This window comes from Granulicella sibirica (assembly GCF_004115155.1).
GTDB classification, from domain to species: Bacteria; Acidobacteriota; Terriglobia; order Terriglobales; family Acidobacteriaceae; genus Edaphobacter; species Edaphobacter sibiricus.
In genome coordinates this window covers 2,238,240-2,251,467 of sequence record NZ_RDSM01000001.1, presented here as the reverse complement: position 1 = coordinate 2,251,467, position 13,228 = coordinate 2,238,240, and the positions used below count along the sequence as shown (strand labels likewise).

The 13,228-nt window shown below is 61.4% G+C and carries 13 protein-coding genes; 9 read left to right on the top strand and 4 right to left on the bottom strand.

Annotation, left to right across the window (positions count from 1 at the left end):
* Positions 1-189: 189 nt before the first annotated feature.
* The 6 genes from GRAN_RS09320 to plsX all read left to right on the top strand — a co-directional run bounded on the left by GRAN_RS09320 (position 190) and on the right by plsX (position 3,630).
* Entirely contained in the window at positions 190-843 is a 654-nt protein-coding gene (locus tag GRAN_RS09320; RefSeq protein WP_128912613.1) for a thiamine phosphate synthase, read from the top strand.
* Positions 844-920: 77 nt separating this feature from the next.
* Entirely contained in the window at positions 921-1,373 is a 453-nt protein-coding gene (locus tag GRAN_RS09315; RefSeq protein ID WP_128912612.1) for an SRPBCC family protein, read from the top strand.
* A complete protein-coding gene (locus tag GRAN_RS09310; protein ID WP_241654428.1) occupies positions 1,348-1,713 on the top strand; it encodes an ArsR/SmtB family transcription factor in 366 nt (121 codons plus the stop codon). Before GRAN_RS09315 ends, GRAN_RS09310 begins: the two co-directional genes overlap by 26 nt.
* Before the next feature lie 59 nt (positions 1,714-1,772).
* Positions 1,773-2,324 (top strand): YceD family protein, encoded by a 552-nt coding sequence (locus GRAN_RS09305; RefSeq protein WP_128912611.1) that lies wholly within the window; start codon positions 1,773-1,775, stop codon positions 2,322-2,324.
* A 66-nt stretch (positions 2,325-2,390) separates the two neighbouring features.
* Positions 2,391-2,576, top strand: coding sequence for a 50S ribosomal protein L32 (gene rpmF, locus GRAN_RS09300; RefSeq protein WP_128912610.1), 186 nt, complete (start codon positions 2,391-2,393; stop codon positions 2,574-2,576).
* A gap of 34 nt (positions 2,577-2,610) precedes the next feature.
* The gene (plsX, locus tag GRAN_RS09295; protein ID WP_128912609.1) at positions 2,611-3,630 is read left to right on the top strand and encodes a phosphate acyltransferase PlsX; all 1,020 of its coding nucleotides are present in this window, start codon (positions 2,611-2,613) and stop codon (positions 3,628-3,630) included.
* Here plsX and GRAN_RS09290 read toward each other — a convergent pair.
* Entirely contained in the window at positions 3,627-4,268 is a 642-nt protein-coding gene (locus GRAN_RS09290; protein WP_128912608.1) for an O-methyltransferase, read from the bottom strand. The two genes, plsX and GRAN_RS09290, sit on opposite strands and share 4 nt — an antisense overlap.
* A 50-nt stretch (positions 4,269-4,318) precedes the next feature.
* On the opposite strand from GRAN_RS09290, the gene GRAN_RS09285 reads away from it, so the two are divergent.
* Positions 4,319-5,242 carry an oxidoreductase gene (locus GRAN_RS09285; protein WP_128912607.1) on the top strand — a complete coding sequence of 308 codons (924 nt, stop codon included), beginning with the start codon at positions 4,319-4,321 and terminating at the stop codon, positions 5,240-5,242.
* 57 nt (positions 5,243-5,299) lie between these two features.
* On the opposite strand, the gene acnA is transcribed toward GRAN_RS09285, so the two are convergent.
* Complete coding sequence (gene acnA / locus GRAN_RS09280; protein ID WP_128912606.1) at positions 5,300-8,197, bottom strand: aconitate hydratase; 2,898 nt, start codon at positions 8,195-8,197, stop codon at positions 5,300-5,302.
* Positions 8,198-8,555: 358 nt separating this feature from the next.
* Between acnA and GRAN_RS09275 the strand changes: the two genes are divergently transcribed.
* Both GRAN_RS09275 and prmC read left to right on the top strand, forming a co-directional pair.
* Entirely contained in the window at positions 8,556-10,184 is a 1,629-nt protein-coding gene (locus tag GRAN_RS09275) for a YXWGXW repeat-containing protein (protein WP_161570908.1), read from the top strand.
* Between the two features lie 138 nt (positions 10,185-10,322).
* Positions 10,323-11,156: a peptide chain release factor N(5)-glutamine methyltransferase gene (gene prmC / locus GRAN_RS09270; RefSeq protein WP_128912604.1), complete on the top strand. Its 834-nt coding sequence runs from the start codon at positions 10,323-10,325 to the stop codon at positions 11,154-11,156.
* Here the strand turns inward: prmC and GRAN_RS09265 are convergent.
* Together GRAN_RS09265 and GRAN_RS09260 are read right to left on the bottom strand one after the other, a co-directional pair.
* Complete coding sequence (locus GRAN_RS09265; RefSeq protein ID WP_241654427.1) at positions 11,153-12,316, bottom strand: molybdopterin-dependent oxidoreductase; 1,164 nt, start codon at positions 12,314-12,316, stop codon at positions 11,153-11,155. The genes prmC and GRAN_RS09265 overlap by 4 nt on opposite strands.
* On the bottom strand, positions 12,313-13,134 hold the full coding sequence (locus tag GRAN_RS09260; RefSeq protein ID WP_241654426.1) for a cytochrome b/b6 domain-containing protein: 822 nt from the start codon (positions 13,132-13,134) through the stop codon (positions 12,313-12,315). The genes GRAN_RS09265 and GRAN_RS09260 overlap by 4 nt, the downstream gene beginning before the upstream one ends.
* Positions 13,135-13,228 lie beyond the last annotated feature (94 nt).

The following is a 13,228-nucleotide window of genomic DNA, read 5'->3' as shown; positions in this document are numbered from 1 at the left end:
CGCGTGTTCTTCCCTGTCGCGGTTGGTGGCCACTCCTGGTGGCCGTGATCTGTTGGGCCTGCTTGCGGCCTGTCGCCCTGGCGATGTATCGTTCCGGGTTGCCCTGGGAACGCCGTTCCGTACTTCAAATGTCGTAGTGCCTAAAACCTACCATACGCCGGTTACCGTCCGTTACGCCTACACTGACCCATGCTGCGATATGCCATTACGGACGGAGGGTTCGGGAACGGCACGATCACTCCCTCACAAGGATATGCCTCTCTGACTCAAGATGCGCGGAGGCAGAGGCAGCGACAGGGCCTTTTGGAACAGGTTCGGCAACTGGCGTTTCAGGGGATTGAATTTGTGCAGCTTCGGGAGAAGAATCTCCCGGCGGGTGAGCTCGCGGAGTTGGCCCGGGAGCTGCTTGCCGCCGTGACCGGAACGGGAATGGACTTGCGCGTGTTAATCAACACACGGGTGGACGTCGCCGTCGCGGTTGCCGCATCGGGCGTGCATCTTGGCGGGACGCCAGGCGAGCTGACGCCGGCGCAGGTGCGAGCCTTGTTCGCAGCAAAAGGGCTGCCCCCCCCGGTCATAAGCAAAGCGTGCCACACGCTCGTCGAGGTGCGGCAGGCGCGCAAGGCTGGAGCTGACCTGATTCTGTTCAGCCCGGTTTTCGGAAAGTGGGTGGCCGGGGTTCAGCGGGTTCCTGGAGCTGGCCTCGACAGCCTAACCAGGGCCTGTGAGATCGCGGAAGGTATCCCGGTGCTGGCCCTGGGTGGGGTGACGTCAGAAAACGCCGAGAAGTGCGTCCAGGCCGGAGCCGCTGGGGTGGCAGGAATTCACCTGTTTACAGTCTGAGGTAAAAACACGCAACAAAATGGTTGCATAAGCAGATCGGATTCGCTTAAGCTCATCCGCAACCAGGAGGTTGCCATATGGAAGATCGCATTCAAAAGCAGATCGACATCGCGGCGCCGGTGGCGCGCGTTTGGGAGGCGTTGACGGACTCGCGTCAGTTCGGCGAGTGGTTCAAGGTGATGGTGGAGGGTGAGTTCGTGGCAGGAAAAGCAAACAGGTTTCGGTTCAGCCATGCAAAGTATGAACGACTGAAATTCGAGATCTTCATCCAGGCAATCGAGCCCGTTTCCTACTTCGCTTACACCTGGCACCCCTACGCGATCGATCCCGATATCGACTACTCCAACGAGCCCCAGACTCTCGTGCAGTTCCACTTGACGGAGACGGCAGAAGGCACACGACTCGTAGTAACCGAGTCCGGCTTCGAGAAGATTCCGCCCGGACGTTACACGGACGCCTTCCGCATGAACACGCGCGGGTGGGAGCAACAGATGGAGAACATCCGTGACTATCTCGTCAAAACGTCCTAGCGGGGAAGCCGCGAAGGCCTTGACCTTCGCCGCGCTCGGCGATGAAACCCGTCTCCTCCTGCTCGCGAGACTCGGGCGCGGAAAAAGACAATCGATCGCGGAACTGACGGAGGGAACGTCGCTGACCCGGCAGGCCGTGACGAAGCACCTCCGTGTTCTGGAGCGGGTGCGAATGGTGCACGCGACACGCTCGGGCCGGGAGTGCCTGTTCGAACTGGATCCAGCTCCGGTAATGGAGCTGTCGGCTTACCTGGACGCCATCTCGAAGCAGTGGGATGGAGCGCTTGGGAGACTGAAGGCGTTCGTGGAGGGTGAAGGTCACGTGCGAAAGGGCGAGTGATGGGTTGGCGGCATTGACGTGCGGGGCGCGTGGTCCTACGCTTAAACCAAGTAGGTGCCATGCTCATAACCCCGTTACAGCTTGTTGATGAACCGCTCGAGTTCTCGGAATCCATTCCGGCCGGGGTGTTGGACTACGCTCCGGATGTGACGCAGATCGGGGCTTTGCCAGTAACCGGGCGGGCGGATCTGCTTGTCGAGCATCGCGGCCACAACGACATGGTGGACGACATTCGCCTCCGCGCTTCCTACAGTGGAAATCTCGAAGTGCTGTGCGCACGATGCGTCGATCCGGTTGCCGTACCGATCGAAGGCGAGTTTGACCTCATTTTTCGCCCCCAGGAGGCGGATGCCGACTCGGCCGAGCGGGCAATTACTGCGGACGAGACGGAAATCGGGTATTATGACAACAGCGGTCTTCTGCTCGAGGACGTCGTGCGCGAACAGGTGCTTCTCTCCCTGCCCGCCCGAACTCTTTGCACGCCGGACTGTAAAGGGCTTTGCCCGCGCTGTGGTCAGCATCTGAATTCCGCATCCTGCAACTGCGAGGCGACTGCCGTCGACCCGCGTTGGAATGCGCTTGCAGGGCTGGCGGGCCGGATACAGACCTAACGCACAAGTTTTCGCCCGGTTCTCCACCTCGTTTGGAGCGCTGAGGCTGACTGAAAGGGAATTACCATGCCTAATCCGAAGCGCCGCCACTCCAAGCGCCGCACTGCTCTCCGCCGCTCTCACGATTTCCTTTCGCCGGAAAACCCGGCGAACTGCCCGAACTGCGGCGAGCGCAAGCTCTCCCACCGGGCGTGCCCCAAGTGCGGCGAGTACAAGGGCCGCGCTGTCGTTGCGTCGAAGGAAGCGAAGTAATCACGGATAGCAAGGTTCCGGCGCGACGCACTTGATGCCAACTGACATCGTTGTCGATGCAATGGGTTCCGAGAAGGCCCCCGAATCCGAGATTCGCGGGGCCATCCTCGCGTGCCGTCAACTCGACGTTCGGGTCCAGCTCGTGGGGCCGGAGGAGACCCTCGCCCCGGCACTGAAGGCCTGCCTGCGTGGGCAGACCCTCCCCATCGAAATCGTGCATGCGTCCGAATGGATCAGCATGGACGACAAGGCAGCCCAGGCTGTCCGGAATAAGCGCGACTCTTCCATGCGGGTCGGCCTGAAGCGCGTACGCGAGGGCAAGGCCGCCGGCTTCTTCACAGCGGGAAATACCGGCGCGGCCATGGCGACGGCAAAGATGGTGCTCGGGATGCTCTCCGGCGTGCATCGGCCAGCGCTCGCGACGATTCTGCCGACGGTCACTGGTTTCCCCTCCCTGCTCCTCGATGTAGGCGCAAACGTCGACTCCGACCCCGAAAACCTCGTTCAGTTCGCAATCATGGGTCACATGTACGCACAGAACGTGCTGCAGGTGACGAATCCGCGCGTCGGCTTGCTTTCGATTGGCGAAGAAGATTCCAAGGGCAACTCCCTTACCCGCGATACGCTTCCCCTCATGCGGCAGTTGCCCATCAACTTCATCGGCAACGTCGAGGGCCGTGATCTTTTCAACGCCGATTGTGATGTAGCGGTCTGCGACGGCTTCGTCGGCAATGTAGCGCTCAAGACGGTCGAAGGCGCTGCGAAGCTCTTTAGCGTGATGCTGCGCCAGAGCCTGAAGTCGACCGTAACTTCACAGGTAGGGGCTCTCCTCTCCCGCCGAGCGTTCGCTGAGTTCAAGAAGAGCCTTGATTATTCCGAGTATGGCGGAGCGCCGCTGCTTGGAGTGCAGGGCGTCTGCATCGTAGGTCACGGTTCCTCGAACGAGCGGGCGATCATGAATGGCATTCGCGTCGCGGCCGAGTTCGCGCAGGCCGAGGTGAACTCGGGGATCGAAGCTGTCGTTCGCGCAGGCGCAACAACTCCGGTGAGCTAGACCCGATTCGCCCTCGGCTGGGCAATGACCAGGCCGCGCGGTGTGGGAAGCAAAACAACGGAAATCAGCCCCTCCGCTTCAAGCTTCAGGGCGGCGTCCCGGACGACCTTGAGGTGCGAGCTGGCGTCATGCATAAGGATGATCCCAGTGGGCTTCATCTGCGGCAGAAAGCGCCGAACCTCAGCCTCCCGGATGGGTGTGTCCGAGTCGGAAAACAGCAGATCGATGGTCCCGTCAACCTTCATCTCCAGGCTGGATTCGTTCCGAAGCTCCATCCACGGCCGTAGCTCCGAGGCTTCGAAGCGCGCTTTAGCTCTCTCATAGACAACGTGGTCATACTCACAACTGATCACCCGCCCAAAGCCATTCCGAGCCAGGCCACGCGCGATCCACTCCGTCGACACCCCCAGAAAAGATCCCGTCTCCACCACCAGCTCCGGCTTGATCGTCGTCACCAGCGTGGCCAGAAACTCCAGCACCTCGACCTCGGCCGTCATCGAGTCGATCATCGACCAGCGTTCCGGCTGCGGGCACTCAGGGGTAGCGCGGTGGTACTCGGGGAGCAGCGCGCCGGCAGCACGATCGTGCTGCAGCATCACCTTGTGCTCCTGTTTCAACTTCTTCTTGAAGAGACCCATGTCTATTTATTATCGCCCGGCACCGTCCTTTCGAGCGCATCCTAGAGGACATGAGCGATACGAAGTGGACCCCGGCACAGATCCCGGATCAGAGCGGGCGGCGAGTGATTGTAACCGGCGGAAACAGCGGCATCGGCTACTACGCGGCGCTGGAGCTCGCGCGCAAAGGCGCAAGCGTCGTCCTGACGGCTCGAGACGCGAAGAAAGGCGACGAGGCAAGGTCGCGTATTCTCGCCGAGGTTCCAGCAGCGAAGGTGGAGGTGGGCTCGCTCGACCTCGCGTCACTCGATTCGGTCTGCGCCTTCGCCGGGAAAGAAGCAGGCAAGCCGCTCGACATCCTCATCAATAACGCCGGTGTGATGGCCCCACCGAAGCGGCAGGAGGCAGACCGGGGGATGGAGCTGCAATTCGGAACAAATGTGGTGGGGCACTTCGCGCTGACCGCCCGGCTCTTCCCAACCCTGACGCCTTCTTCCCGGGTCGTCTGGCTGGCATCGATCGCCCATAAGCAGGGAAAGATCAACTTCGACGATCTGCAATCGCGCGAGCATTACTCGCCAATGGGTGCCTACCAGCAGTCAAAGCTCGCGGACCTGATGCTAGCGTTCGAGATGGATCGTCGCCTGCGGAGAAGGAATTCGAAGATCCTAAGCGTAGCAGCCCATCCCGGAGTCGCGAATACGAATCTCTTTCAGGCCCACCAGTACTCCTGGCTCGAGACAAAGATGCGCCACGCCGCATCAGGACTCATCGGTGCCCTGCTGAATACGCAGGCGGAAGGTGCGCTGCCAACGGAGTATGCCGCGACAGCCCCGCAGGTAGAGGGTGGCGGCTACTACGGCCCGCAGGGTTTCCTGGAGATGCGCGGCGGGGACGTCGGCCCAGCAAAAGTATCGGCCCAGGCAAGAGATATCGCGGCTGCCGAGCAGCTCTGGAAGATCTGCGAAGAGGTCGGCGGAGTCGAACTGCTCTAAGCAAATTCCACCCGCCTCCAGCAGAGGAGACGGGTGAAATTCGCTGGCACCTTCGACCTAAGCCTTCCCCGCCAACTGCCGCAGCACATACTGCAGGATGCCGCCGTGCTGGTAGTAGAGGATCTCCTGCGGCGTATCGATCCGCACCGACACGGGAAACTCGTTGCGCGTTCCATCCGGACTCTCGGCAATCACCAGGATCGTCTTGCCGTTCGCGAACTTCGAATCCAACATGGCGCGAAGCGTACCCGGCGTCTCGCCGATCGTGAAGATCTCCTCCCCGGTAAGCAGGTGCGATTCGACCGACTCGCCAGCCTGGAACTGCAGCGGCAGAATCCCCATCCCAACAAGGTTCGACCGGTGAATCCTCTCGTAGCTCTCGGCGATTACGAAGCGAATGCCCAGCAGCCTCGGCCCCTTCGCCGCCCAGTCGCGGCTCGAGCCGGAGCCGTACTCCTTACCCGCAAGAATCGCGAGCGGAATCCCGCGCTGTGCATAGGCAACCGACGCGTCATAGATGCTCATGCCCATCCCTTCAGGAAGAAGACGAGTCACTCCGCCTTCCGTCCCCGGCGCGAGCTTGTTGCGCAGACGCACGTTGGCGAACGTCCCCCGCACCATCACTTCGTGGTTGCCCCGCCGGCTGCCGTAGCTGTTGAAGTCCGACGGCTTGACCCCATGGTCCGTGAGGTACTTGCCCGCCGGCCCGTTCAGCTTGATCGATCCCGCCGGAGAGATATGGTCGGTCGTAACCGAGTCCCCGAGCACAGCCAGCACACGAGCCGAGCGAATATCTTCAATAGCGGGCGGTGTGGCAGGCATGCCATCGAAGTACGGAGCCTTACGAATGTAGGTCGACTCAGGCTCCCATCCGTACGTATCTCCCATCGGGAACTTCAGGTGCTGCCAGTTCTGGTCGCCGTCCGAGACGGTCGAGTACTGGTGCCGGAACATCTCCGAGTCGATCGAACTGGAGACGGCCTCGGTCACCTCCGCCTGCGTCGGCCAGATGTCCTTAAGGTAAACAGGCTGTCCCTGCTGGTCGTGGCCGAGCGGCTCGGTCTGGAAGTTATGCCCAATGTGCCCGGCGAGCGCATAGGCAACGACGAGCGGTGGGCTCATCAGGTAGTTGGCGCGAACCTCGGCAGAGATGCGCCCCTCGAAGTTGCGATTACCCGAAAGCACCGAGACAGCAACCAGGTTGTGATCCTCGATCGCCTTTGAAACGTCGGTCGGCAGCGGTCCTGAGTTCCCGATACACGTCGTGCAGCCGTAGCCGACGACCTGGAAGCGGAGCTTGTCGAGGTACGACATGAGCCCCGCCTTGTTGTAGTAGTCGGTGACGACGCGAGACCCGGGAGCAAGCGACGACTTGACCCACGGAGGCGTGCTCAGACCCTTTTCAACAGCTTTCTTCGCAAGCAGCCCGGCAGCCATCATGACGTACGGATTCGAGGTGTTGGTGCAGCTTGTAATCGCCGCGATGACGATCGAGCCGTCGTGAAGATAAGGCTCGGGATCGATGCCAAAGCGCCCCTTGATCGAGGTCACCGGCGCTTCGACGTGCTCTGTATCCGGCCCCGGGGTGAGCGTCGCAACAGCCACCGTGCCGCTATCGACGGCGGGCGCAGGCGAGCCCAGGCTGCTGGTGATATCGCCATAAGCACTGGCGTGTCCCCCCTCACCCTCCCACCGGACCATCTGCCGCGCAGCCTGCTTGTTGGCGTTTGGACCCTGAAGCGCGGGAAGCTGCTGCGCGAAGCTTGCCCCCGCTTCCGACAGCAGAACGCGATCCTGCGGACGCTTCGGTCCGGCAACAGACGGCTCGACGGTAGATAAATCAAGCGAAAGGGTCGCCGAGTAGGTTGCCTCGGGAGCATCCGGCGTGTGGAACAGCCCCTGCTCGCGGTAGTAAGCCTCGACCAGGGCGATCTGCTCTTCCGAGCGCCCGGTGAGACGCAGATAACGAAGCGTCTCGGCGTCCACGGGGAAGATCCCGCAGGTGGCCCCATACTCGGGAGCCATGTTAGCGATCGTGGCGCGGTCGGCGAGCGGAAGCTCGGCGATGCCGGGACCGTAGAACTCGACGAACTTGCCGACGACGCCGAACTTGCGCAGTGCCTCTGTAACCGTCAGAACGAGATCCGTGGCAGTTGTGCCCTCACGGAGCTTGCCGGTAAGCCGGAACCCGACGACCTGCGGAACAAGCATGGAGACAGGCTGGCCAAGCATCGCCGCCTCGGCTTCAATCCCGCCGACGCCCCAGCCTAGAACACCAAGACCGTTGACCATGGTGGTGTGGGAGTCTGTTCCTACCAGCGTGTCCGGGTAGGCATAGACCTTGCCTTCGGCGTCAGGCTGCGTCGTGAAGACCACGCGGGCGAGGTACTCGAGATTGACCTGGTGGCAGATGCCCATGCCGGGAGGAACGGCGGAGAAGTTGTTGAAGGCTGTCTGGCCCCACTTCAGAAAGGCGTAGCGCTCGCGATTGCGCTGGAACTCGAGAGCGGCGTTGAGATCGTAGGCGTTCGTAGTCCCGAACTCGTCCACCTGAACCGAGTGATCGATCACGAGTTCCGCGGGCTGGAGCGGATTGATCTTTTCAGGGTCCCCGCCAAGAGCACGCATGGCATCGCGCATGGCGGCGAGGTCCACAATCGCGGGAACCCCGGTGAAGTCCTGCATGAGCACGCGGGCGGGCATATAGGCGATCTCACGCGAGGGTTCAGCCTTGGCGTCCCAGTTGGCGAGGAAGCGAATGTCGTCGGCGGTGACGCTCGAACCATCTTCGTGGCGGAGCAGATTCTCCAGCAGGATCCGGAGGGAAAAAGGAAGCTTGGTAAGGTCGATTCCCTGCTCGGAGAGGGAGTGCAAACGATAGAGGCTCACGGTCTTCGAGCCGGAGGTGAGGGTGGATCGTGATTGGAAGGAGTCGGGGTGCTGTTCGGTCGGCATTGCGGAGTTCTCCTGTCAGGCGGGGCGTGGGGACGCCGGTGTTAGTACGAGGCAGTGTAAAGCGAGGATCGGAACGAGTGTTTCGCGGAGAGCGAGAGCTAGGCGCGTCCGCGATCGCGGCGGCCGTGACGAAAGCGCTTGAGAAGGGGAAAGCGCGGGCTCATAGCTCTGATTCTAGCGCCTCTTACAGGCGCTTGGCACGTGGGAGTTTCTCGCGCAATGCAATGGACAACGAACAGAAAGAAATGGACAACGAATGGAAAGAACTGGGGTTGAAGAGGAGGCGTTCTCTTTTAGCAGACGCTGCGGAGACGTACTGCATCAGACAGACAAAGCACCCATCGGAAGCGACGGATGCATGTCACCTGGTGGTCAGATATGGATGGAGATCGATATGGATACGACGATACAAAGGAAGCGATGGTCAGGTCGAAGCTTTGGTCGCACGAGCGCCGGGTACATCCTCGGTGCCGTGATTGCAGCTGTGGGCGTCTCTGGATGCAAGAGCAACACGGCAAATACGCCTGCTCCGGTGATCGATGACAACGGTGGTCAGGACCCGGCGGCAGCCAACCTCGCGCCGGTCGACCCAAATGCGCCGGTGCAGAGTGCCCCGGCATCAGCTCCCGCACCCGCGTCCTCGCCCAAGAAGGTGCGTGTTCTTGGTCAGCAATCCAGCTATGCCGGTCAGCAGACCGGCGAGAGCTACCCACAGCAACAGGCCGCACCACAGCAAGGGTACGCGCAACCGCCCGCCTACGCCGGCGGCTACTCCGAACAGCAGCCTTACGACGGAAACTACGATAGCGACCAGAGCTACGACGCAGGCTATAGCGCCCTTCAGGCGACGCAGCCACCGCCGCCGCTTCCGGAGTACGACCAGCCACCCGCCCCGCAGCCGAACGACCTATGGACCCCCGGCTACTGGGGTTATGCGAATACCGGCTACTACTGGGTGCCCGGTGCATGGGTTGCCGCTCCCTATCAGGGAGCCCTGTGGACCCCCGGCTACTGGGGCAACTACGGCAATGCCTACCGCTTTCACCATGGTTTCTGGGCTCGGCACATCGGCTTCTACGGAGGCTTGAACTATGGATTCGGCTATACGGGCTACGGCTATGACGGCGGCTACTGGAACGGAAATAACTTCTACTACAACCGTGCCGTAAACCGCATCAATACGACGAACATCCGGAACGTGTACGAGCGGAACGTGACCATCATCAACAACACGCGCGTCTCCTACAACGGCGGCAATGGGGGCGTGCAGGTTAGGCCCAGACCCCAGGAGATCGCGGTTCTGCGGGAACAGAGAATTCCTCCAATGGCTGCCCAGGTCCAGTTGCGGACAACTGCGGCTCAGAATCCCCAGCAGTTCTACAGCGCGAATCACGGACGACCGGCTGAAGCAGTAGCAACGAATCGCATTGAAGCGACGCGTGGCATTCAGGCTCCGCCTCAGCAGCAGATGCAACAAGTCAGGCAGGCCGATCAGCGTGTCAACCAGGAACAGCAGAAGCTGACTGTCGAGCAGCAGAGGGTCAACCAGGAGCAACAGAGGGCAAACCAGGAGCAGCAAAAGGCCAACCAGGAGCAGTTCAAGAATCACCAGGTGCAGCAGGTCGATGCGGAACGGCAGCAGAGAGACACCCAGGTGCAGCGCCAGGAGCAGCAACGTGCCGCCAGTGAACAGCACGTTCAGCAGGAGCAGAACCAGCGCGCACAGCAGTTGCAGCAGCAACAGCAGAGAGACAATCAGGCTCAACAGCGTCTGCAACAGCAGCAACGCGCTGCCCAGCAGGCGGAGCATGCGCAGCCGCAACATGTGCAGCAGCCGGTCGTGCAGCAGAGGGTAGAGCCGACGCATGTGCAGCAGGCTCCACCACAGCAGCACGTGCAGCAGCAGCCTCACCCACAACCGCAGCACGCACAGCCCGCGGCACCGCACCAGGAACCTCAACCGCATGAGGCTCCCCGAGAGCACTAAACCTGGCAGCAGCGGCAGCAAATCGATGGACCTGGAGCTCTTCGCCTCAAAAGGCGGGATCTTCAGGTCCGTTCGGTTTGCTTCAAGAGATGCCGTCAGGATCACTGCGAGCGTCGGCCGGTATGCGATGGTATTGAAATGACGTTGCAGGAAATGCGGATTCAGGCAGCGCGAAGACTCGCGGAAGAGCCGCTGCTCGCCAGCCAGGCCGCCCGCGATACGGATCTCCTCCTGATGTTCGCCCTGCAGGTTGACCGTACGTTGCTCTTCGCCCACCCCGAGCAGCCCCTGTCGCCGCAGCAGACATCGCGAGTGGAAGCACTCATCGAGCGGCGGTTCCGCATGGAACCAATCCAGCACATCACCGGCGAGCAGGAGTTCTACGGACTTCCCTTCCGCGTCACGCCCGCCACACTCATTCCCAGGCCGGAAACTGAGTTGCTCGTAGACGCCGTCTTAGCCCGGGTAGCCGGACCAGCCCAGATCGTCGACGTCGGCACAGGCTCCGGCGCCATAGCAATCGCTCTCGCTTCCCGACTGCCTCTCGCCCGAGTCGTGGGAGTGGATCTCTCCGAAGCAGCACTCACCATCGCCCGTGAGAACGCCAGTCGGAATCAAGTAACCGTCGACTTCCGCCTCTCCGATCTCCTCGCGGCTGTTCCCGGAGAGCTGGACGTAGTCGTGAGCAATCCGCCCTATATCCCGGAAGGCGATCGGCCAACGCTGCATCCCGAGGTCCGCGAGTTCGAGCCCGGCACCGCGTTATTCGCAGGCACGGATGGCCTGAACATCTACCGCCGCCTGATCCCTGAAGCACGGGCAAAGCTCCGCCCCGGGGGCTGGCTCACCATGGAGTTCGGCTTTGGCCAAGCCGGCGCACTGCGCGAACTGATACGTGGTTGGGATGAGATCGAGATCCTGACCGACCTGCAGGGCATAGAGCGCGTCATAGTGGCGAAACAGGCGCACTAAAGCCCGGCGTACCAGTCATACCCAAGCTTGGTCCAGTAGTCATCCGGTTTCTTATCCGTATACGCGATCAGCCCGATCCTCTTGATCTGCTTGTAACCGTACTTGATTGGCATATGCAGCCGTAGCGGCGCACCGTGCAGTTGCGTCAGCGGCCTGCCCGACATCTCCGTCACCAGGAGGCTCTGCGGATGCCGGCACGCGCTCAGATCGTAGCCACAGTAATAATCCCCATAAGGCGTCTCCATGTAGACATACCGCGGCTCGCGGCCGTCGACCTTCGCCGGAGGATACAACTCAAGCAGATCCACCAGCCGCACGCCCGACCAGTGAACGATCTCGCTCCACCCCTCAATGCATTTGAATTCGGTCACAAGTTCATGACGAGGAAGCTTCATCAGATCGGCCATGGTGAGCGAAATCCCGGGCGTCCCGTCATCCAGCGTGCTATCGCTTTCCCCCGCCTCTTCCTGCCCACGCATCGGCGCGCCAAAACCATCCTTCGACCGCGTCCAGATGGCCTCCTTCGGAGCCTCCGCCGGCCCCTTCGAGTCCACCGTCTTCGGCGCGTTCGGATCGACGCGCGGCGTCATCACATAATTCCAGGCAGTGATGTCCTTCTGATACTGCGGATGCTTCTCAGCATCGGCGACACCTGCCATCTGCAGCCGCCAGCTCGAAACATCGATATCGTCGCGAACCCCGTAAGGCCCATTGAAGCGAAGATCCACCGCCTTGTCGACCGAATAAGTCGGCGCCAGCCCCCGCTCTCGGAACACCCCTCGAGCGACATCGGCATCCACATGGAATGCCTTCCGAAGAGGAAGCTCCTGTCGACCGTCCTTCTCGCTCTGATCGATCCACCGATACCCCGCATATCCAGCCGCCGCCCCAATCACCCCGACGACAAGGCTGCGCCGCGTCATACCAGCCGAGCGGGCGCGAATCTGCGCGTCCGTCTCCACAACAGCAGGCGGGACCACAGGAGGCGGCGGAGCCGCTTCCGTAGCCTTCGAAGCCGGCTCAGCTTCGGCAGCAGGTTGGGGGCCAGCCGCAACCGCCTCCGGAGCCGCCGCACTCTCCGGCTCAGTCGCCGCCGGCTCCGGCGCGGCGGAAGGCTCCGCGCCGACAGGCTCCTGGATCTCAGGCTGAGGTTCGCTCATTCGCCCCTCCTTTCTTCCACGTAGAGAGGATGTTCGATCGGCCGGATCTCGTATCCCGTCACCATCCCCCTGAAGTTGTTCCAGCCCGTCTTGATCACCTGAAACACGTGCAGCAGAAAGAACGCCATGAACCCGATCGTCAGAAAGAAGTGCTCCCACCGGGCCATCTCATAGCCGCCCAGCAGGCTTGTGATCAGATGAACCTGCGTAGGCTTGTAGATCGAAAGCCCGGTAATCAGCGAGCCCGCGCCCATCAGGATAATCGCCGTGTAAGCAATCTTCTGAGCTCCGTTGTACTTCTGGATCGGCGGCTCTTTCTTGCTCAAATGCAAATCGTAGAGGGTCACCTCGATCGCCTGCCGCCACGACCGCATTGTCGGGACCAGCAGCCGCCACTCTCCCGACAGAATGAGATACGTGACGTACACAAGCCCGTTCGCTGCGAAGATCCACATGAAGAAGAAGTGGTACCCAAGCCCGTTCGTAATACGGTAAGGCGCATTGAGCCACTGATAGACGGGCTCGGGAAAGAAGCGGAAGAGCGTCCAGTGCCCAAGTCCGATGCGGTAGACACGATGCGGATACTGGTACGCGTTGTCGGAATCGCCCCAGTAGATCAGCAGCCCGCTCCAGATCATCGTGAACAGGATGGGAAAGTTGATCCAGTGCATCCAGCGAATGGCGCGGGGATGCTTCAGTTCCAGCCGTATGTGAGGTCCCTGAACCTCCGCCGCTCCAGGCAGATCGGCTACGTTCGCTGCGGCCGAAGACGCCTGCTCCATCGGAACTGCGCCCGCAGCTACTTCAACACGTTCCATAGCCTTACACCTCAACCTGATCAGACTGCCAGCCGTTTATCGGACGCGCAAGCGAAATCTCACCGCTTTCTTGAATTGTTAGAGTCGGAGCGCG